Annotated in this window: 20 protein-coding genes; 13 read left to right on the top strand and 7 right to left on the bottom strand. The window is 41.2% G+C overall.

Features of this window, described 5'->3' with window-relative positions; genetic code table 11:
• The first annotated feature begins 551 nt into the window (after positions 1 to 551).
• Positions 552 to 2,723, top strand: coding sequence for a TonB-dependent receptor (locus CRT24_RS15875; RefSeq protein ID WP_099372168.1), 2,172 nt, complete (start codon positions 552 to 554; stop codon positions 2,721 to 2,723).
• A gap of 4 nt (positions 2,724 to 2,727) precedes the next feature.
• Positions 2,728 to 3,522, top strand: coding sequence for a cation transporter (locus CRT24_RS15870; RefSeq protein ID WP_099372167.1), 795 nt, complete (start codon positions 2,728 to 2,730; stop codon positions 3,520 to 3,522).
• A gap of 60 nt (positions 3,523 to 3,582) precedes the next feature.
• On the opposite strand, the gene CRT24_RS15865 is transcribed toward CRT24_RS15870, so the two are convergent.
• The 4 genes from CRT24_RS15865 to CRT24_RS15850 are packed head-to-tail and all read right to left on the bottom strand — an operon-like array spanning position 3,583 to position 5,706.
• A complete protein-coding gene (locus tag CRT24_RS15865; protein ID WP_099372166.1) occupies positions 3,583 to 4,221 on the bottom strand; it encodes a conjugal transfer protein TraD in 639 nt (212 codons plus the stop codon).
• A gap of 2 nt (positions 4,222 to 4,223) precedes the next feature.
• The gene (locus CRT24_RS15860; protein ID WP_099372165.1) at positions 4,224 to 4,499 is read right to left on the bottom strand and encodes a DUF3408 domain-containing protein; all 276 of its coding nucleotides are present in this window, start codon (positions 4,497 to 4,499) and stop codon (positions 4,224 to 4,226) included.
• Between the two features lie 11 nt (positions 4,500 to 4,510).
• Positions 4,511 to 4,933 carry a DUF3408 domain-containing protein gene (locus tag CRT24_RS15855; RefSeq protein ID WP_099372164.1) on the bottom strand — a complete coding sequence of 141 codons (423 nt, stop codon included), beginning with the start codon at positions 4,931 to 4,933 and terminating at the stop codon, positions 4,511 to 4,513.
• 5 nt (positions 4,934 to 4,938) lie between these two features.
• On the bottom strand, positions 4,939 to 5,706 hold the full coding sequence (locus CRT24_RS15850; protein ID WP_099372163.1) for a ParA family protein: 768 nt from the start codon (positions 5,704 to 5,706) through the stop codon (positions 4,939 to 4,941).
• 749 nt (positions 5,707 to 6,455) lie between these two features.
• On the opposite strand from CRT24_RS15850, the gene mobA reads away from it, so the two are divergent.
• Both mobA and mobB read left to right on the top strand, forming a co-directional pair.
• Entirely contained in the window at positions 6,456 to 6,893 is a 438-nt protein-coding gene (gene mobA / locus CRT24_RS15845; protein WP_099372345.1) for a conjugal transfer protein MobA, read from the top strand.
• Between the two features lies 1 nt (position 6,894).
• Entirely contained in the window at positions 6,895 to 8,199 is a 1,305-nt protein-coding gene (gene mobB / locus CRT24_RS15840; RefSeq protein WP_099372162.1) for a conjugal transfer protein MobB, read from the top strand.
• Positions 8,200 to 8,279: 80 nt separating this feature from the next.
• On the opposite strand, the gene CRT24_RS15835 is transcribed toward mobB, so the two are convergent.
• Both CRT24_RS15835 and CRT24_RS15830 read right to left on the bottom strand, forming a co-directional pair.
• On the bottom strand, positions 8,280 to 9,683 hold the full coding sequence (locus CRT24_RS15835) for a nuclear transport factor 2 family protein (RefSeq protein WP_099372161.1): 1,404 nt from the start codon (positions 9,681 to 9,683) through the stop codon (positions 8,280 to 8,282).
• A gap of 44 nt (positions 9,684 to 9,727) precedes the next feature.
• Complete coding sequence (locus CRT24_RS15830) at positions 9,728 to 10,306, bottom strand: TetR/AcrR family transcriptional regulator (protein ID WP_099372160.1); 579 nt, start codon at positions 10,304 to 10,306, stop codon at positions 9,728 to 9,730.
• 159 nt (positions 10,307 to 10,465) lie between these two features.
• Here CRT24_RS15830 and mobC point away from each other — a divergent pair, with 159 nt between their 5' ends.
• The 4 genes from mobC (at position 10,466) to CRT24_RS15810 (ending at position 15,661) form a co-directional block, all read left to right on the top strand.
• Complete coding sequence (mobC, locus tag CRT24_RS15825; RefSeq protein ID WP_099372159.1) at positions 10,466 to 12,463, top strand: conjugal transfer protein MobC; 1,998 nt, start codon at positions 10,466 to 10,468, stop codon at positions 12,461 to 12,463.
• Positions 12,464 to 12,821: 358 nt separating this feature from the next.
• Entirely contained in the window at positions 12,822 to 13,601 is a 780-nt protein-coding gene (locus CRT24_RS15820) for a phytanoyl-CoA dioxygenase (protein WP_099372158.1), read from the top strand.
• A 123-nt stretch (positions 13,602 to 13,724) separates the two neighbouring features.
• Complete coding sequence (locus CRT24_RS15815; RefSeq protein WP_099372157.1) at positions 13,725 to 14,552, top strand: RteC domain-containing protein; 828 nt, start codon at positions 13,725 to 13,727, stop codon at positions 14,550 to 14,552.
• A gap of 200 nt (positions 14,553 to 14,752) precedes the next feature.
• Positions 14,753 to 15,661, top strand: coding sequence for an AraC family transcriptional regulator (locus CRT24_RS15810; RefSeq protein WP_099372156.1), 909 nt, complete (start codon positions 14,753 to 14,755; stop codon positions 15,659 to 15,661).
• A gap of 23 nt (positions 15,662 to 15,684) precedes the next feature.
• On the opposite strand, the gene CRT24_RS15805 is transcribed toward CRT24_RS15810, so the two are convergent.
• The gene (locus CRT24_RS15805) at positions 15,685 to 16,068 is read right to left on the bottom strand and encodes a helix-turn-helix domain-containing protein (RefSeq protein WP_099372155.1); all 384 of its coding nucleotides are present in this window, start codon (positions 16,066 to 16,068) and stop codon (positions 15,685 to 15,687) included.
• A gap of 112 nt (positions 16,069 to 16,180) precedes the next feature.
• Here CRT24_RS15805 and CRT24_RS15800 point away from each other — a divergent pair, with 112 nt between their 5' ends.
• The 5 genes from CRT24_RS15800 to CRT24_RS15780 all read left to right on the top strand — a co-directional run bounded on the left by CRT24_RS15800 (position 16,181) and on the right by CRT24_RS15780 (position 21,647).
• Positions 16,181 to 17,158, top strand: a complete 978-nt coding sequence (locus CRT24_RS15800; protein ID WP_218962650.1) for an NmrA/HSCARG family protein — start codon at positions 16,181 to 16,183, stop codon at positions 17,156 to 17,158.
• A 136-nt stretch (positions 17,159 to 17,294) separates the two neighbouring features.
• A complete protein-coding gene (locus tag CRT24_RS15795; RefSeq protein WP_099372154.1) occupies positions 17,295 to 18,086 on the top strand; it encodes an SDR family NAD(P)-dependent oxidoreductase in 792 nt (263 codons plus the stop codon).
• 23 nt (positions 18,087 to 18,109) lie between these two features.
• Entirely contained in the window at positions 18,110 to 19,114 is a 1,005-nt protein-coding gene (locus CRT24_RS15790; protein ID WP_099372153.1) for an NAD(P)-dependent alcohol dehydrogenase, read from the top strand.
• 13 nt (positions 19,115 to 19,127) lie between these two features.
• The gene (budA, locus tag CRT24_RS21085) at positions 19,128 to 20,711 is read left to right on the top strand and encodes an acetolactate decarboxylase (protein WP_218962649.1); all 1,584 of its coding nucleotides are present in this window, start codon (positions 19,128 to 19,130) and stop codon (positions 20,709 to 20,711) included.
• A gap of 108 nt (positions 20,712 to 20,819) precedes the next feature.
• The gene (locus tag CRT24_RS15780; protein WP_099372152.1) at positions 20,820 to 21,647 is read left to right on the top strand and encodes an RteC domain-containing protein; all 828 of its coding nucleotides are present in this window, start codon (positions 20,820 to 20,822) and stop codon (positions 21,645 to 21,647) included.
• The last annotated feature ends 93 nt before the right edge of the window (positions 21,648 to 21,740 follow it).

Raw genomic sequence — 21,740 nt, 5'->3', positions numbered from 1 at the left:
CTTGCGGGCTTTCGCAACAAAAGTCTTATGAAAATCGAAGCGTTATGGGAAACTGGAAATCAGCGGAATTAATTGGCAGGGTATGGCGATTTAGATAAAGAAAAAAGGTTTATATCTACAGGATAATGTTTACAAAGGGAAAGGTTTTTACTATCTTCGCATAATGAAATATTTATCATTCATATTAGCTTTAATGGTGTTGATTTTATCAACAGCACCGTGCTTTATGGAAGATAAATGCCATGACCGAACATTTCAGATAGCAGACAACCAAGAACAGAATGAAGATGATTGTGATAAAGAATGTTGCTCGCCTTTTTTCACTTGCAAAACGTGTACAGGGTTTGTAGTAACTTTACTTCATTTTTCAATTCCACACGTTGTCAAGCAACCTGAAATGAAAATAAGCAGAATAATAGCATCACCTGTTTCAGACTTCCCCTTTTCTGTTTGGCATCCCCCACAGCTTGTGTAATATGTAGTGCTTTCAGCACAGTTTATTACTTGCGGTGCATAGCACCGCAATCATTCATTTAATCATTATTTTTTCAATGAAAAGAATATTAATTGTGTCATTTTTTATGGCACTCGGTTTTTGTGCATTTGCACAAAACACATTCAAAGCTGTAATTAAAGACAGCGAAAAAAAAGAGCCTTTAATGGGAGTAACCGTACAGATTACAGGAACTGCAATTGCAACAACATCTAATGAAAACGGACAAATCACTTTATTAGATATTCCCAACGGACTGCAATCAATACATTTTAGCTATATCGGTTTTAATGAACGCATCGATAATTTTCAATTTCCGTTAACGGACACCAGTGTTGTTGAAATCCTACTCGATGATAGTTCCGAACAATTGGAGGAAGTTGTCATTTCATCCACAAGAAGCACGAGAACCATCCAAAATATCCCTACACGTATTGAATTTATTGGTGGTGAGGAATTGGATGAAAAAGGCAACATGAAAGCCGGTGACATCCGTATGCTTTTGAGTGAAAGTACAGGTATTCATGTGCAAACGACATCGCCCACAAGTGCCAATGCAAGTATTCGTATCCAAGGACTTGACGGACGATATACGCAAATCTTAAAAGACGGTTTTCCGATTTATTCGGGTGCTTCGAGTGGGTTAGGTTTGTTGCAAATTCCACCACTTGACTTAAAGCAAGTTGAACTTATTAAGGGTTCAACTTCCACGCTGTACGGTGGTGGAGCAATAGCAGGTTTGGTCAATCTAATTTCCAAGACACCGACAGAAGAGAGGGATTTGCGTTTTCATTTAAATGGGACATCAGGTAGAGGTTTAGACATCAATGGTTTTTACGGACAAAAATTCAATAAAATTGGAACAACCATATTTGCTTCACACAATCGTAACGTAGCTTACGACCCTGCAAAAATCGGACTTTCTGCCATCCCCCAATTTGAAAGGTATGTGCTGAACCCTAAATTATTTGTTTACTTCAATGATAGAACAAAAATGAACTTTGGCATTAACACCACCATTGAAAACCGTTTGGGTGGCGATATGCTGTACATCAAAGGCAAAGGAGATAATACACATCAATATTTTGAAGAAAACAAAACACAGCGTTATTCTACTCAATTTGTTTTTGACCATACGGTAAATGAAAACAGTTTTATACAAGTAAAAAATAGCGTAAGTTATTTTAACCGCAATACAGCTATTCCCAATTACGAGTTTGAGGGAACACAAACGGCGACTTTTACAGAAGCAAGTTATACCCACAGCAAAGAAAAATCGGAATGGGTGACAGGTGTTAATCTTTGGACGGACAATTTTAAGGAAAAACAGATGACCACATTTCCGATGAGGGATTACACCCAGACGACTTTTGGCGCTTTTGTGCAAAATTCTTTTGAGGCTACGGATTGGCTTCAAATGGAAGCGGGTTTAAGAACGGATTATGTGGTCGATTACGGAGCAGTTTTTTTACCAAGAGTTTCGGCATTGTTTCAGATTGCAAACGGATTGACTTCACGTATCGGGGGTGGATTTGGCTACAAAACACCAACCATTTTTACCGAAGAAAGCGAACGCATACAATATCAAAACGTAATGCCTATTGACGATAATACCAATAAATTAGAAAGAAGTTACGGAGCAAATGCAGACATCAACTATCGTACTAATATTAGTGATGACTGGACTTTTAGCATCAATCATTTATTCTTTTACACCTATTTGGATAATCCTTTGTTACTTCAAAATATAGCGGCAAACACTTATCAATTTATCAACTCCTCCGGCTACATCCATACCAAAGGAACAGAAACTAATATCAAAATCGGCTATGACGATTTGAAACTGTTTTTGGGCTACACCTTTACCGATACCCGCTTGATTGAAAACGGAATAACTACCGACAATCCGCTAACCCCAAAACATCGGGTTAATTCTGTATTGATGTATGAAATAGAAGACGAATGGAAGATTGGTTTGGAAGCCTATTATTTCAGTCCGCAAAAGCTGAACGACGGGACAGCAGGAAAAGAGTATTGGATGTGTGGCTTTATGGCTGAAAAGATTTGGGAAAGATTTTCTTTGTACATCAACTTTGAAAATTTCCTTGATACAAGACAGACACGTTTTGACAACATTTATACAGGAACGATAACCAACCCTGTTTTTAAAGACATCTATGCACCATTGGACGGATTTGTAATTAACGGAGGGATAAAATTTAGACTTTAAAAACATGAATAAAACGATATTTAATATAACTAAAATGGATTGCCCAAGTGAAGAGCAATTAATTCGTATGAAATTGCAAAATTTCGATACGGTAAAGTCATTAGATTTTGATATTCCTAATAGAAAATTGAATGTTTATCATAGTGGAAACCCAGAGCCGATTTTTTCGGCTTTGGAAGCACTGAACCTGAATACAACATTACTTTCCACCGAAGAAAATAACGCAGTTATTGAAACAGATACACACAATAACCAACGAAAACTACTTTGGGCTGTACTGATTATTAACTTCCTTTTCTTTGGATTAGAAATGCTGTTCGGTATTTTTTCCAATTCAATGGGGTTGGTAGCAGACAGCTTGGATATGCTTGCCGACAGTATTGTTTACGCATTGGCTTTGTTTGCTGTTGGGGGGACGATTTTAAGGAAAAACAACATTGCCAAATTTGCAGGTTACTTTCAAATTCTATTAGCGGTTATCGGTTTCGTTGAAGTTATCAGACGTTTTATCGGAATAGAAACGATGCCCGATTTCAAAACAATGATTATTGTTTCTATTTTGGCGCTGATAGCTAACGTACTTTGTCTTTACCTATTGCAAAAGAACAAAAGTAAAGAAGCACACATGCAGGCTTCAATGATTTTTACGTCAAACGATGTTATTATTAATTCGGGCGTTATTGTCGCAGGTCTTTTGGTCAATTGGCTTAATTCCAGTTATCCTGATTTGATTATCGGAGTGATTGTATTTGTCGTTGTAGCAAGGGGAGCGTATAGGATATTGAAGTTGGCAAAGTGAATGTAAAAATAAATAGAGCCTGAAAAGCTAAATTTCAGGCTCTATTAAAATAATTCTGTGTCAGACAAACTCCCCAATATCAAAACCCTCCAAATCACTTTTCCGCAAATCGGGAGAACTGAAATCCGTTCCGGCGGAGAGGCTCTTATCCAACAATTCTGCAATCTTCCGTGAAGCCCCCTCCATTGAGTTTTCGAGCAGACCGAACAATTCCGTTCCATGTAATCGCTGAACTATATCCACCGCTTTCTGTTGCAGGGCAGGCTCTGGTGCCTCTTGCTCCAACCATGCCCCCACGGTCGTCAGTTCATCAAAGGTAACCCCTGTGGCAAACTCATTGTCGCTGTCCTCAAACCCGTATTCATCCCATTCGTCTTCCTCATTTTCAAAATCGGACATACTCCCGAAAACTTCATCCGGCTCACCCTCAATCTGCGGATTTTCCAATCCAAAACCTATCCCGTAGGTTTCTGTTCCAAAATTATCAGCTATCCCGTCACGTTCGCCCGATTGGCTCTTTGTGGCATTCAGTGGCAAGGTGTGGCGTTCCACGGGCTTGGGAAGACCCATAATATCCGGCAGGTCGGGGCTTTCCTTTTCCGGCTTTAACTCCTTGCGGACGTTCTTATGGATGACCACCTTATCTTTCAGCAAAAGGATAATGACGATGATAAGACATATGACAATCAATGTTTCCATAGCTATAAGATTGGCTTTTGGTTTCGGGCATGGATTGTATTTATTTCCTCGCCGAAATCCTCAAAGTGGTGTTTCAATACACTGTGCAGGTAATCGGTAAGCGTAATATCTCCCTCTCCGAGAATACAGACGATACGGGATAGTTTCTTGTGGAAGTCCGGGCAGATATATACCGACTTTCCGCACCGTGCTACAACTCCGGTCGGTCTTAAAAAAGCTGACTTATATCGGGCAATTTGCAGTACCTTTTTAGGTTGGTTTTGCTGTCCCTTTTTCATAATCGAATATTTTAAAAAATGGGTTTAAACTTATTGTTGAAATCATCGGTGATGGCTTTCTCGAACTGTTCAAAATGATGTTCGAGAATGTTGTCCAAATAGGCATATAGGGGTATCTTATCCTCGCCGATAACCTGCACGATACGGGAAAGCCGTTCGTGGTATTCCTGCCGGATGTAGATGCTCTTATCGCCACGGCGTGTCATGGTATGGCTGTTGAGAAAACGCTCACCATAGCCTGTGCCGGAAGCCCTTTTTTGTCGGGTACGCTCTTTGGTTACGGGCTTTTCCGTAATGGTTTCCTTTGTCGGCTCTGCGCTCGGCTCTTGGGGGGCTACCGCCTGTTGGGGCTTCTTTGTTTCACCTGCCATAATGGACATGAGATATGCCTCGTCAATCGGGGCATTCGGCTTTTTCTTGTTTTCGTTGTCCATAGCAGTTAAAATTTGACGGTTCTTAGAAATTCATTGATGAACAAATCCAAGCCGGAGGCTTTCATCAATCTTTTATCGGGAGGTAACAGCGTGGAGCGGAAGACGGTCTTTGCCGTTGCTTCACTTTCCTTGCGGAAACGCTTGCTGTCGGAAATACGTGTTTCCATCGCTTGCAGTCCGACCTCCTTAATGACATTGCCGTAGATTTCGTACAGGTGCGATTTTTCCCTGCCATCGACCATGTTCCAAAACAGCCTTATGGTTTCGATGGAGGTCTGCCCGTGTTTCATAAGGACGTTGGTCAGCACATCGGTAAAGCTCAATGTACTTTCCATAACCACACGGTCTGCCGTGATGGGCGAAAAGATATGGTGCATTCCTGCCAGTGTATTCAGTAAGCCCGAAGTGTTCACCGTGCCCGTCAAGTCGAAGAAGACCATATCCACGGGAACAGCCGAGGACTGTATAAATGCTTCCGCATCCGTTAGGGCATTGTGGGCCCTACTTTGCAATACCGGATAGGCTTTCTTGTTGATGGTCGAGAATTGGCGGTGTGCCAGTTTTTTCAATATCTCGTTCTGCATGACCGCTTTCAAATCCCGTTCTCGCATCTGACAGATGCTGTGCTGTGGGTAATCGCAGTCAAAGACGGCTACGTTATAACCCATTTGGTAATGGAGTATGCTTGCCGTAACGGTTGTAAACGTGCTTTTTCCAACGCCTCCTTTTTGGCTTGAAAAAGCAATGAATTTTGTCCTGTTTGTTGCTTCCATTTCTATTCTATTTTTAAGTTTCTATTTCCGTGGACTGCCTGCCGTCCTGCATGGAAGGGGCTGTCATCCCTGCACGCTCTCCGGCGGTCTTGATACAATGCCGTCTGTCCGGCTTGCCGTCATCCATTCAGTCAGCCGTGCCGTCATTCCGGCTTCCATACAGGCAAGACCGATGGCTTGCCTGTCGTCCTGCCCGATGGAATGGCTACCGGATAGCGTTCATGCCGTCCGGTCTGCCTGCCGTTTGGAATGCCGTCATGCGTTCCGGCTTTCCTGCAATCCTGCGCTCCGTCATTCAGCATTGCCATCGGGAGCGAATGCCTGCAAACAGGCTTGCGTGACTGATAGCACAAAGAAGCAGGTTATTCCGATGCACTCTTTTAATGCGGTAGTTTGGGGCATTTGTTGGCAATGTTTGGTCGGGAGTAATAGGGCAATGCTTTGGAAAAGCTACCCTTACTTTGTAAAGGCTTAAATTCAAGAGGTGAATGGAAAAGTCATTGGAGAATGGAAACTATTGGCGGAACGGCACAAAGCCGTTTTTTTCCGCTTTACCCAATCCGACCCGTAGGGCGGATTTTCTGTTCACCCGAACAGAGCAAGTTATGTTTTGAGATGCTCGAAATAAATTCCGCACCTCAAAACCACTTGCCCTTGCAGGGGGCTTAGAAAACACCCTCCGAAGTCGGGGTTTATGATAATTAACTAAAGTTGAGCTCGCTGAAGCTCGGTTATTAATGGATTTAGATATGGAAGACAACAGAAGAAACCGAACAAACAAAGTTGGTCGCAAGCCTAAGAAAGACCCTGCCATCCACCGTTATTCGATTAGTCTCAACGACATGGAAAACGCACAGTTCCTTACGTTGTTCGAGCAATCGGGAATGAAAGTAATGGCACATTTTATTACAGCCTGCATCTTTCAGAAGCCAATCAAGACCGTAAAAATTGATATGGATGCAGTCGATTTTCATACGAGGCTCACCAATTTTTACAGCCAGTTTAGAGCGGTTGGCGTGAATTATAACCAAATCGTGAAGATACTGTACCGCAATTTCTCGGAGAAAAAGGCATCGGCTTACCTCTTTAAACTGGAAAAACAGACGGCAGAAATGGCGGACTTGTGCCGGAAAGTGATTGAGCTAACACAGGAATTTGAAAAAGAACACCTGCAAAAACACAGATAAGATGATAGCAAAGATTGGCAAGGGTGAGAATTTGTACGGTGCTATTTCCTATAACCAAAAGAAGATTGACAGTGAAAACGGGCAGGTTTTATTATTGAACAGAATACCCGAAACGTTGGATAATACCTATTCGACAAGCTACCTGCACCAGTGTTTTGAGCCGTATCTGTCCGCAAATATCAAAACTGAAAAGCCTGTGCGCCACATGTCGCTGAACCCTGATCCTGCGGATAGGGTCAGCGATGGGCAGTTCGTAAAAATGGCGCAGGAGTATATGGAGCGTATGGGGTACGGAAACCAACCTTATATCGTTTTTAAGCATACCGATATTGAGCGTACCCATATCCATATCGTTACGGTCTGTGTGGGTTTGGACGGGAAGAAACTACCGGACAGTTACGACCATCCACGTTCGATGGCAATTTGTCGGGATTTGGAACAAACGTACAATCTTATACCTGCCACGGAAAAACAGCGCACCGGAAACGAGCAGGTATTCCGTCCGGTGGATTACAGAGCCGGACACGTTAAGAGCCAAATCGCATCGGTGGTGCGACACCTGCCGAAGTATTACGGGTACGCAAGCCTCGGAGCGTACAATGCCTTGCTTTCGCTTTTCAACATCACGGCAGAGGAAGTCAAAGGGGAATTGCACGGACAGCCTAAAAACGGTCTTGTCTATTTTGCGCTGAACGAACAGGGAGAAAAAGCAAGCAATCCTTTTAAAGCATCGCTTTTCGGTAAACAGGCAGGACTGGACGAACTGCAAAACCAATTCGCAAAGGCTAAGGAGAAAATGAAAGCCGACCCCACAAGAGCCGTACTCAAAAGCACCATTGAAGTAGCGATGCACACCGCCACAGGTGAAGCCGATTTTAAAAAGCAACTGTTGGAGCAGGGTATCAATACCGTGGTACGGCGCAACGATGAGGGGCGTATCTACGGTATGACTTTTATTGACCATGAAAGCCGTACCGTTTGGAACGGTTCAGCTTTGGGCAAAAACCTATCGGCTAATGTCTTTAATGATTGGTGGAATGAGCAGGCAGTCGGGCAACGTCAAGATGCTGAAAAAGCAACCGCACAACACCAGTCGCCGACCGCAGGTAACAGCACCGCCGTAGAGAGAGAAGAAGCCCACGCACTTTTTGATTTTCTAAATAAGGAACAGCCGACCGATGATTTACTGATAGACGGATTTGGTGGGCTATTGCCGGAGGCACAGGGCGAAGATTACGAGGAACAGGCATTTGCCAACCGCATGAAGAAAAAGAAGAAACACAGAAAACGGGGAAGACAACAATAAAGTTTTTAAACAAGCAATGACCAGGATTAACATCTTGGTCATTGTCTTGTTTTTGGCTTTAACAGCCACGCTCAATTCCGTTACTTCATTTCCTCATTTAATCGGTAGCTATCTTCCATAAAATGGTATTTCACAATTTTGCCGTTACGGATTTTAAAGATATTTACGAATTGGGCATTAAATACTTTATCATATTTTAGGATGACCGATGACAATTGCCCTACTGCCACAGCATTCTCTCCGTTTATTGCAATAAATTCTACATCGAACTTTTCGGATTTTATATTCTGATAAAGGACTTTAAAATAGTCTTCAACCTCTTTCTTTGTGTGTCGCTTTCCAACCCACGGAAATTTTTCTTCGTTTCCGGCTAAATCGAAATCAACAGTATCTGCAAACAGTTCTGCCAAACTGCCCTCTTTCTTTCCCGATTGAATTTCGTAAAATTCTTCTACAATGGTTCTTGTGGTCTGTTCAATCAAATTAACATCTTTTTCTTTATGGTCTTGATTTAACCTTGCCATCCTTACCATATCTTCAGAAGCAACATCGGGGTCAACATAAATATGTACACGTTTGATTAAATCTCCCTCAAACTCAAAAACATTACAGAACTTGCCAAAGGCTGTAACATTGTCCGGCCACGATTTGCCGTCAATGGTTACGCCCTTTTCATTACCCTCAACAACAACTGTATTGTTTGAAGCCACATAGTTGAAATTTTCTATATCGTGTGTAAGCCCTTGTAGAAAACCGGACATTGCTACACCAAATTGTTTGATACCCTCTTTACCCTTGCTATACCCAAACTTTGGAAAGTACAGTTCCACATCTTCCGTGAACAGGTTGTAGTAACCGTTGTCAAATTCGCCTGCATCAACTTTTCTAAAATATGCCTCTGCATTTTTCCGTTGCTTTTCCTTTAAGGAAGTACTGTCATGCTCATAGCCAGTTTTGAGCAATGCCACCACTTCTTTATCCACGCCTGCATGGTCGGGGTCGACATAGCAGTACATTCTCTTTATGCGGTTGCCCTCAAATTCAAATACTGTACAAAACTTTCCAAATGACACTTCATTATCGGGAAAGGCAACTCCCTTATGTATCGCTCCTTTTTCCACACCCTCCACCACAACGGTATTATTGGTTACGATAAAATTGAATTTGTCCAACTCAAAAGTGAGGTTGTTAAACAACTTCCTTACCTGTTCACCGAATTTCTTTACACCTGCCTTGCCCTCGGCGAAGCCAAATTTTGGATAGAATACCTTTACATCTTCTGTAAACAGGTCATAATAACTGTCATCATTGAAATTTCCACTATTGATTTTTTCGTAATAGGATTGAGCAACCAGTCGTTGCACTTCCTGTTGTGAATTGTTTACCATAATTACTTCTTTGCTGTTTTTTGTGAATTGTTGTGCATACGCTCCATTTGTCGTAATAATTGCGCACGTTAAAATTATACTTAGTTGTTTTCTCATAAATTTTATTTTGTAGTGAACGCTACAAAATGTTCCAAAAAATTTTATGCTTTCATTGAGTTTAGCATAAAATCAACCATTTGTTCCACTTCCTTTTTGCTTCCCGATAAAACATAATGTTTGTGAAATCCGCTAAAAGATGAAAGGATAAATCTTGCAACCACTTCGGGTACAACATCGCCTTTAATCTCTTTTGCCATTTTTGCTTTTTCTATAAGGTCTTTGAATATCCCCTCCAAAACTTTGGCATTAGCAGTAATCAATTTGCTTACTTCTTTATCACTATCCCCTAATTCAAAGATTGTACGGATAATAAGGCAGGCTTTTCTGTCCTTTATTGTTTGGTTCACCACATCATGTACAACATGGGAAAGTACTGCAAACGGTGAACCGTCATATTTGACCGCTCTTTGATATTGGGCAGTTTTCATTTGGGCATAATTGCCGAGGCATTCAAGAAACAGTTTATGTTTATTCCCATAGGCATTATAGATACTGGTAATGCTAAGTTGCATTACATGCTCAATGTCTTTCATTGAGGTTGCATGGTAGCCTTTTTCCCAAAATAGGTTACGCACTATTTCCAGTTTTTCATTGTAATCAAACTCCTTATTTCTCGGCATATCGGTGACAAAGGTAGTATTTTGTAATGGTTGCTACAAAATAACCGTTCAATATTTTACTACTTGGTCAAATGTTGCCACCAAAAGCCATCCTAAACCGCTTTGAATAAGCCCTTTTAAATAGCCTCTAAATTTCCTGCATCACTAAAATTTTTTGTTATGCAGGGAGAAGACGATTTGAGAGGATTAGCCAAAATCATGGCTTTTATGCGTGCCGTAAGTATTCTTTTGGTGCTGATGCACTTTTATTGGTTCTGTTACGGGTTCTTTGCCGAACGTGGGTGGACACTGGAAATTATCGGCAAGATACTGACCAATTTCAACCGTACCGCAGGACTGTTTGCCCACACCCTTTACACCAAAATTTTTGCATTGCTGTTGTTGGCGTTAAGCTGTCTCGGCACTAAGGGCGTGAAGAATGAAAAGATAACGTGGGGCAAGATTTACACCGTCTTAGTTATCGGTTTTGTGCTGTTCTTTCTGAACACGCCATTGTTAAAGCTGTCGGCAGGGGTTGCCACATCGCTTTACATCTTTACAACGAGTTTGGGATATATAGCCTTGCTCATGGCAGGGGTATGGATGAGCCGACTACTCCGCAACAATCTGATGGACGATGTTTTCAATAATGAAAACGAGAGTTTCCAACAGGAAACCCGTCTGATAGAAAATGAATACTCGGTCAATCTTCCCACAAGGTTTTATTACAAAGGCAAATGGAACAATGGATGGGTTAATATCGTCAACCCTTTTCGAGCTTCGATTGTACTTGGTACTCCTGGCTCCGGAAAATCCTACGCCATCGTAAACAACTACATCAAGCAACATATCGAAAAGGGGTTTGCGATGTATATCTACGATTTCAAATTTGACGACCTTTCCACGATTGCCTACAACCATTTGCTGAAACATTCCGATAAGTATAAGGTAAAGCCGAAATTTTATGTTATCAATTTTGACGACCCACGCCGAAGCCACCGATGCAATCCGTTAAGCCCTGCCTTTATGACGGATATATCCGATGCCTACGAAGCATCCTACACCATCATGCTTAACCTCAACAGGTCGTGGATTTTGAAGCAAGGGGATTTTTTCGTGGAAAGCCCAATTATATTGCTTGCCTCAATCATTTGGTTTCTGAAAATCTATGAAGACGGAAAGTACTGCACGTTTCCCCATGCTATTGAATTGCTGAATAAAAAATATGCAGACGTATTTACGATACTTACTTCATATCCCGACCTTGAAAACTATCTTTCGGCTTTCATGGATGCGTGGCAGGGCGGAGCGCAAGACCAGTTGCAGGGGCAGATAGCATCGGCAAAAATCCCACTGTCACGGATGATTTCGCCACAGCTTTATTGGGTGATGACGGGGGATGATTTTTCACTGGACATCAACAACCCCCAAGAGCCGAAAATCTTGTGCGTGGGTAATAACCCCGACCGCCAAAATATCTATTCGTCCGCTTTGGGATTGTACAATTCGAGGATTGTAAAACTCATCAATAAGAAAGGACAGCTTCAAAGTTCCATTGTCATAGACGAATTGCCCACAATTTATTTTAGGGGTTTGGATTTTATCAGTACGGCACGTTCAAATCGAATTTCGTCACTTTTTGGCATCCAAGACTATTCGCAGTTGACGAGGGATTACGGCGACAAAGAAAGTAAAGTCATACAAAATCTGGTCGGTAACATCTTTAGTGGGCAGGTCGTTGGAGAGACAGCAAAAACACTTTCTGAACGCTTTGGTAAGGTCTTGCAGAAACGGCAGAGCATCACCATTAACCGCAATGATAAATCCACATCCATATCCACCCAATTGGACACGCTTATACCTGCATCCAAAATATCTACCTTGACACAGGGAATGTTCGTAGGGTCTGTTTCAGATAATTTTGATGAGCGTATCGAGCAGAAAATATTTCATGCTGAAATTGTCGTAGATAACGAAAAGGTTTCTGCCGAAACCAAAGCCTATAAGAAGATACCGCAGATATTATCCTTTGCCGATGAACACGGCAACGACAATATGAAACAGGTCATTGAAGCCAATTACAGGCAGGTCAAAGCGGACATTGTACACATTGTCGAAAGCGAAATAGAGCGGATTAAGAATGACCCCGATTTACAGCATTTGATACAAGAGGGATGATTTAAAAAAATGCTTTGTCATTTGTAAAAATGTCGTATTTGTACGTAATAAAAACGAGCATTGTTTTCCTTGAATTTTCATTGCATTGTTGGTTTGGTGCATCTGTGGGGCATATTAGGAACAAAAAATCCGGTTTTTAAGAACCTTTATATTCTGTAAGAACAAGAATAATCGTTACATTTGTCAAATGAGAATGACTGTGATGTTATAAAATCCTTTTCGGCTTAGTTCTTAAGCAATACGCTTTGTACTATCTACATAGCGTGATTTTCTATTTGTAAAATTTTATTAATAATCTAAACTAATTGGTCAACAGACGATTGTTGCTCCTTGTATTAGTTTATATCTCAAAAAAATTATGTCAGAAATACTAAGTAAAAAGGAAATAGAGCAGTTCGTTCTTAATGGTTTTGTTCGCATTGAAAATGCATTTTCTCAAGAAATTGCAGATGCAGTTTTAGATATTCTATGGAATGACCTTCCTTGTGATAGGTCTAATCCTTCCACTTGGACTGAACCTGTTATACGTTTGGGCATGTACACTCAACAATCCTTTGTCGAGTCGCTAAATGGCAAAAAAATGCATTTAATTTTTAACCAATTGATTGGTAAAGATAGATGGATTCCTTGTCGAAATGTAGGTACATTTCCAGTTAGGTTTCCGTCTGTTCAGAAGCCTAATGATATAGGCAAGCACGTAGATGCAAGTTTTGCGGGAAATGACCCTAATAATTATTTTGAATGGCGTGTCAATGTCAAATCAAAAGGGCGAGCCTTATTAATGCTTGTATTGTATTCCGACGTTAGCGAAAATGATGCGCCTACGGTCATTTATGAGGGTTCTCACATTGATGTTGCAAAGCTATTAGCTAAACAGGGTGATTTTGGTCTTTCATTTATGGAACTTGCAAGCAAGTTAGACGACCTGCCCAAAAGGAAAGAGGTATATGCAATGGGTAAAGCAGGTACAGTTTATCTATGTCATCCGTTTATAGTTCATTCGGCTCAACCACACAGCGGAACTATTCCTAAATTTATGGCACAACCGCCCTTGCTGTTGAGGGATGAATTATCTATTTCGGATTCTACTGTCGGCTATACTCCAGTTGAACAGGCTATTCGCTTAGCGTTAGATTAATCGGAAAAAATGTTACATGTAAAGAGGTTGCGAAATGCAACCTCTTTTTTAGAGTTGCACATAGCGTGCCACGAAAAAGTTATGTTTTTGTACAACCTTAACATTAAAATTCAGATTAATCGAATGGATAAATATTTTAATAAAACCTTATATAGGTTAGAAACAGCAATTGACGAATCGGAGGTTGAAGCCGATTGCTCCATACAACGGATGGAGGCCGTTATACACCTTGTTCTCGAATGTCTGTCCGATGTAAAGGAATATGTCTTGAAAAGAGAGTTTAAGAACACTGACGAAGAAATCCGCTTTTTCAAATATCAGAAACCTGCCATTGTAGCAAAACTCATTTACTACAATGCCATTTACAAAATTGAAACAAAGAAACCTTATGGAGCAAAGCCCATAAGGAAATACCTTAAAAAAGAACTGAAAAAACTGAAAAGGTTCTTTGACAACAACCTCGATTTTTATAAGTATTACCGTAGTAACAACTCCATCCTTGACGAGAATATGTTTTTAAGGGGTAACCACGATATAAAGCTATGGTTGGACACTTATTATTTCCAGTCTGACCAGTCCTTTTCCACCTCGCATGATTACAAGGTCGCCAAGATAATAGCCAATGATTTGATACAGGTTTACATCGAAGACCAATTATATAACAAATTCCAAAAAGACAAATCGAAAGCCCCGAAAAAGCTGAAATGGACAGGTAGCAAAGTGGCATTGATAGAACTGATTTATGCCCTGCATTATCAAAATGTATTTGACAACGGGAACAACGATATAAGGGAAGTAGCCCAATATTTTGAAAGTGCCTTTGGCATCGATTTGGGCAATTTTTATCAGACCTATTTGGAGTTGAGAAACCGGAAGATGAACCGTACGAAATTCCTTGATGCGCTTCGGGAGGAACTTATACGGAGAATGGACGAGCAGGACGAGAAGTAGGGTTTGGGCGTGCCACCGTCTGCATTTTACCCCCATGCCCAGGCTATCGAAAAAATGCAGACGGGTCGGGCTATCCGCTGTATCTTTTGCGGATCTGCGAGAACCGCAAAAGGATGTCGCTTCTATCCCTCACTAAACGAGCAAGCTAAAATTTCCTTATATACGAGAATTTGCTTGTTTGATTTTCATAACTTTGTAGAATGAAACGTAAGGAAACAATCAAAGATTTTTACGCTAACCACGGAAAGGAATACCCAAAAGCAGGACAATTCAATATATACCGTAGGGAAGAATTTGCCTGTGATAGTACCTCGCTACCGCCTAACCGCAGGGATTTTTATAAAATCTCAATGACCACAAAAGGAACAGGTATTTTGAGCTATGCAGACAAATCCATAAAGATTGACAGACCGTCCATTACGTTTCTTAATCCCCTAATCCCTTATTCATGGGAGCCGAACTTGGAAGAACAAGCCGGATATTTCTGTCTTTTTACAGAAGACTTTGTGAATACAGCGTTGAAAAATGAAAGCCTTTCGCAGTCGCCATTGTTTAAAGTCGGTGGCAACCACGTATTTTTTCCAAGTGATGAGAGTTTGAAACTTTTGCAGAACGTATTTGAGAGTATGTTTCGTGAAATCAATTCTGAATATACCAATAAGTACGACTTGTTGAGAAGTTACGTGCAAATCATTATACACGAGGCGATGAAGATGCAACCGCCCGAAACATTTTATCAGCCCGTCAATGCCTCCGAGCGTATCACCACATTGTTTTTAGAATTGTTGGAGCGACAATTTCCTATTGATGCCCCAAGCCAGACAATGAAACTGAAAACAGCTAACGAATTTGCGGTACAGCTTAATGTACATACTAATACGCTAAACAGAGCCTTGAAAGAAAGTACAGGCAAAACCACAACGGAATGGATTGCCGAGAGGATGACTAAAGAGGCTAAGGCATTATTGCAGTTCAGCAATTGGGATATTGCGGAAATAGCGTACAGTTTGGGGTTTGAGCATTCGTCAAACTTTATCATTTTCTTTAAGAAACAGACCGACATCACCCCGTTACAGTTCAGAAAAGAAATTGGGGCGAGTATTGTTTAAAAAACAATAAAATTTATCCCATATTATACGGTCTGTTCAGCAGAAATAAACTCGCCTCTTTCGCCGACAACTTGATTGCCCCATTTTGTAATAGCTTCCAAAACAGGTACAAAACTTTTACCGAAATCGGTCAAGCTATAAACGACCTTTACAGGCGGTTTTTTACCGTATACTTTTCTTGAAACAAGACCGTCTTTCTCTAATTGTTTCAATTGCAAACTCAAAGTCATTTCGGTAACAGACGGCATTTCCTTGCGAAGTTCATTATATCTTTTCGGTTCGTCCTTTAAGTGGTAAAGGATAACCGCTTTCCATTTTCCACCTACCAAATCCATTGTTAGGCTTACCGTACAGGGATAAGTTTTTCCATTCAATTTTACAAAATCACCGATACATTCAGTCTTCATATCATATTTTTTTGAGCCTATCCATTTTGATAGTTATTGCAAATGTAATATGCTAAAATTAGTTTTGCAACTATAATAATTATAGTTTATTGATTTATTAAATAAAAAAGGAATGGCATCAAATTTAAAAGAGAATGAGAGAATGACACAGGATGACAAACCACTCATCACTATTATCGGAGTTTTGGGTAAGCAAGGTCTTAGTGTCGCACGCACATTGTTAGAGAGCGGGCGTTACCGAGTGAGGGGCATTACCCGACGTATTAATTCACCGGAAGCGATTAATTTGGCAGAACAAGGGCTTGAACTTGTAGATTTACCCCTTGACCTCGGATATAAAGAAGATTTCGTAAAGGCTTTTCGAGGTTCAGAGGGTGTTTTCATGATGACACCGAACATTGCTCCGCCTGCAACCCACGAGATGGAATTGGGCAAACAATTAGCAGATGCAGTAGTTGAAGCAGAAGTACGGCATATTGTATTCAGCAGTTTGGAAAATGTGGATAAAATTACCGGAGGGAAAAAGTTTGCTCCCCATTTTACAGACAAAGCCAAAGTTGAAGAATATATCCGGACGCTCCCTATCACAAATTCATTTATTTACATGTCTTTCTTTTATACCAATCTGTTGGAATTTTACCCCCCTGTTATGAAAGGTGATACACTTGTGTTTCCGATTTATTTGCCAAAGGATTTCCGTGCGCCATTTGTTGACCCTCTTACTGCGACAGGCCCCGCTGTTTTGGAAGTTTTTTCAAATCCAAACATGTATGCGGGCAAGTCGTTGCCAGTAATCGGGGATATTATATCACCGCAGGAAATGGTGGATACGTTTATTGAAGTAACAGGCAAAAAAGCTGTTTACAGCTCTGCATTTTCACAAAAGGAACTGATTAACCATTTCCCCGAATTTCGTTCAAATGAAACTTTAGTGTGTGAGATTTTAGGGATGGCAGAGTATGCGGTTGAATATGGATATTTCAAAAAAGAGCGTGACTTGAATTGGAGCAGACAAATAAACCCCAATGCACTTACATGGAAAGAGTTCCTGCGTACCACTGGTTGGAAAGGAGAAAAGCTTTCGTACTGACCAGTTGCGAACATTAAGGGTGACGTATTATTGCAAATAATGCTATTTAGTTGCACTTCATAACAATTTGTTTGATTTGCATAATTTTTTAAAAAGCATCGGGGCGAACTTTGTACCGTAATAAAAATTAATAGTTATGGTACAGGAAAATCTAATAGGGAAAATAGCCCTAATCACGGGCGGTACAACAGGCATAGGCTTGGCTTCTGCGAAGCTGTTCTTACAAAGAGGCGCAAAGGTCGTCCTCGCCGGACGGAGGCAGGAGCTTGGCGAAACCGTTCTCATTGAATTGCAAAAAGTAAGCCCCGATGTTCACTTTGTCAAGACCGATGTTTCCAAAAGTGTGGAAGTGCAACATCTTATCGCTGAAACCGTCCGCATTTTTGGCAGACTGGATATTGCCTTTAACAATGCAGGAGTTGAAGGGCATTTTGCACCGATTGACGAAACGCCCGAAGAAGAATTTGATACCGTTATGGGCATCAACGTAAAAGGGACTTGGCTGTCCTGTAAGTACGAAATTGAGCAGTTTAAAAAACAAGGAACAGGCGGAGCAATCGTGAATACATCATCATGGCTATCAAGAGGTGCTTTCGGAGGTTCGGGCGTGTATTCGGCGAGCAAATCCGCTTTGGATGGCCTGGTGCGTGTATTGGCAGTAGAAACGGCATCGGCGGGAATACGTGTCAACAACATACAGCCAGGCTACATCCAAACCCCGATGTTTGACCGTTTTTATCCTTTTCCCAAAGAAGAAGCCGATAAATTAAAAGAGCCAACGAAAAAACACGCTCCGCTTGGTCGTTTCGGAAATCCCGAAGAAGTTGCCGAATTGGCTGTTTGGTTGAGTAGCCCGTCAGCTTCATTTGTCACGGGAGAAAGTATTTTGGTTGATGGAGGCTTAACAATCGGAGGACAGCGTTATTAATTTCAAATTCCATTCAAAAGATTATGCAAGCAATACAATTAGAAAATTACGGCATAGAAAATCTGAAATTAACCGAACTTCCAACTCCCGAAGTTGGAGAAAATGAGGTTTTGGTAAGAACTACCGCCGTTTCACTTCAATACCTCGACCTTATTGCAGTAGAGAACACCGCTGGGCTGAATATCCCGCTTCCGTTCATTCCTGTCTCAGAGGGTGTGGGCATCGTGGAAAGCGTGGGCAAGAATGTAACACGGTGGAAAAAAGGCGACCGTGTACTTATTCCGTTCATTACGAATTGGGAAGCAGGAAAGACAACGCCTTATCACAATGCGCTAAGGACAGGTCTGCAAACTTCGGGAACATTGGCAGAGTTTACGGTACAACCCGAGAACACGCTTGTCCGTTCCCCTCAAAACCTTACCGATGAAAAAGCTACATCACTTTCGGTTGCAGGTCTGACAGCTTGGGCAATGCTTATGCAGGCAGGCATCAAAGCAGGACAGACCATTTTGGTACAGGGAAGCGGTGGCGTTTCTTTGTCCGCCCTGCAAATTGCAAAGATTTCGGGTCTGAAAGTAATTGCAACTACAGGTAGCAGGGAGAAAGAGCAAAAGCTGAAAAACTCGGGTGCAGACGAAGTTATCAATTATAGAGACTTTCCCGAATGGAGCAATGAAGTAAAACGGCTGAACAACGGTACAGGTGTGGATGTTACGCTGGATGTGGCAGGACAGCAAACCATTGAGCAGAGCATCCTATCCGTAAAAGAACACGGTTTTGTGGGTCTGGTCGGTTTCATGTCCGGTAGTAGACTGTCTTTTGACGTGTTTCCGCTTATTATGAACTATATCCGCTTGCAGGGCTATTCCGTGGGCAATGCACAGGAATTGGACGAATTGGTAAATGCCATTGAGAAGAATAATCTTAAACCTGTCATAGACAGCGTTTACACGATAGACCAAACGCAGGAAGCATTTCTAAGACTGAAATCGGGCAATGCTTTCGGAAAAGTAGTCGTCAAATTTTAAAACAACGGGAACTATGAAAATAAGAAGCATATTAACCGCAGTCCTTATCTGCATTGGTTTAAACAGTTTTTCGCAACAGGTCATCAACGGTTTTGCAACACCGGAAAGTGTTACATCGGACGGCAAACGCTTTTTTGTGTCCAATCAAGGGCAGGATTTCAGCAGTCGGGATAGTGACGGATTTATCAGTGAAATTTCCGCAGACGGCAAACTGATAGAACTAAAATTTGCGCCCACAAAAGGTGTTTTGCATGCTCCCAAAGGTATGGCTGTTGAAAACGGCATTTTGTACGTGGCAGACCTTGAACGCATCGTGGGATTTGACATAAACAGCCGAACGACCGTTTTTGAACTTGCCATTCCGCAGGCTACTGTATTGAATGATATTTGTCGTTTGGAAAATGGCTTTATAGGTGTTACAGATACCTATTCGGGAAATATCTACAAAGTAAATACACAAACAAAATCGCTTGAAACCATCGGGAACATTCCGACAATAAACGGCATTTCATTCAACAGGAATACCAATCAGCTTGTTGTATGTACCAATGGAGAAACATTGGGCGAGGGTTCTGTTTACCTCAAAACAGGCAATGGAGATTTTGAGAGACTTCCCAACATTGCCAACGGATTTTTTGACGGCGTGGAATGGTTGGACGACAACAGCTTGCTGATTTCGGATTGGGTAACGTTTCCCACCAAAGGTTATGGCAAACTTTGGGTTTACGATTTGAAAACCCAACAATCCGAAGTGTTGCTGACCGAAGAAAGTATTGCGGATATTTATTACCATCCTGTCACACAAAAAATCTATATGCCCCAAATGCAGAAAAACAAGGTAATCATTACGGATAAAAAGGAACTGCAAATGATAAATAAAGAGAAATACAACAGGCTGTACCAATACGGGGTTGCAGATGCTTTTGTGGGTGGTCTGTACAGAGGTACTATGCCTGTGGGAGATTTGAAGTTAAAGGGAGATTTTGGTTTGGGCGCACCCGATATGCTTGATGGCGAATTGACCGTCTTGGACGGAAAGGTTTATCAGACCAAAGCAACCGGAGAAACCTTTGAAAAGGAAAACGATTTTAAAACCTCGATGTCCTTTGTTACGTTTTTTAAAGCTGATACAACCATCAATGTAGAGAGCCAAATTGATGAAGATGCACTTTTGGAATTGGTTGGCGGTCTACTTACGAATAAGAATGCTATGTATGCCGTGAAAATTTCGGGGGAGTTCAGCCACGTAAGAACACGGGCATTTCCTCCGGTAGAGAAAGAACCTTTTCCGGTTATCACGACTATTTTTCACAGACAGAAATTCTTTGATTTTTCCGATACAGAGGGAACATTGATTGGTTTCCATCTGCCGGAATATCTGAACGGCATCAATAGCAAAGGTTTCCATTTTCATTTTCTTTCTACTGATAGAACACAGGGTGGACACGTCTTGGACTTCAATGGTAAAAATCTGAAAATCGAAATTTCAGAACAGAAAAGTTTTGAACTGAACATCCCGACAGATGACGCATTCCGTAATTTCAAGTTTGAAACAAGGGAGAACGAAGCATTGAAACGGGTGGAACAAGGGAATTAATAACCGTGTTCCCTGTTCAAGAAAAAGTAAATCAAATAGGTCTAAAGGTTATTCTATCGTAAAGAATAACCTTTAGACATTTTCGTTTATAGCCAATATCATAACCGAATGGATAAATTTTACAATGAAACACTTTCTAAACTGGAAACCTCAATCACCGAAACGGTGATTGATGCTGATTGCTCCGTAGAACGGATAGAGGCTGTTATACATCTGATTGTAGAATGCCTGTCCGAAGTAAAAAAATATATCTTGAAAAGAGGGTTTAAGAATACCAATGAAGAAATCCGTTTTTTCAAATATCAGAAACCTGCCATTGTTGCGAAACTCATTTACTACAATGCCATTTACAAAATCGAGACAAAAAAGCCCTATGGAGCAAAGCCCATAAGGAAATACCTCAACAAAGAACTGAAGAAGCTAAAAAGGTTCTTTGACAACAACCTCGATTTCTATAAGTATTACCGTAGTAACAACTCGTTCCTTGACGAAAAGATGTTTTTACGGGGCAACCACGATATTAAGTTATGGTTGGACACCTATTATTTTCAGTCTGACCAGTCCTTTTCCACTTCACATGATTACAAGGTCGCCAAAATAATAGCCAATGATTTGATACAGGTTTACATAGAAGACCAGTTATATAACAAATTCCAAAAAAACAAATCGAAAGCCCCGAAAAATCTAAAATGGACAGGTAGCAAAGTGGCATTGATAGAACTGATTTATTCCCTGCACTATCAAAGTGTGTTTGACAACGGGAGTAAAGACATAAGAGAAGTAGCCCAATATTTTGAAAGTGCCTTTGACATTGATTTGGGCAATTTTTATCAGACCTATTTGGAGTTGAGAAACCGGAAGATGAACCGTACAAAATTCCTTGATGCGCTTCGGGAGGAACTTATACGGAGAATGGACAAGCAGGACGAAAAGTAGGGTTTGGGCGTGCCACCGTCTGCATTTTAACCCCATGCCCGGGCTACCGAAAAATGCAGACGGGTCGGGCTATCCGCTATATCTTTTGCGGAT

Source organism: Sphingobacterium sp. 1.A.5 (genome assembly GCF_002734235.1).
Lineage (GTDB): Bacteria > Bacteroidota > Bacteroidia > Sphingobacteriales > Sphingobacteriaceae > Sphingobacterium > Sphingobacterium daejeonense.
The sequence above is the reverse complement of the archived record's forward strand: the minus strand, read 5'-3'. Positions and strand labels throughout refer to the sequence as shown.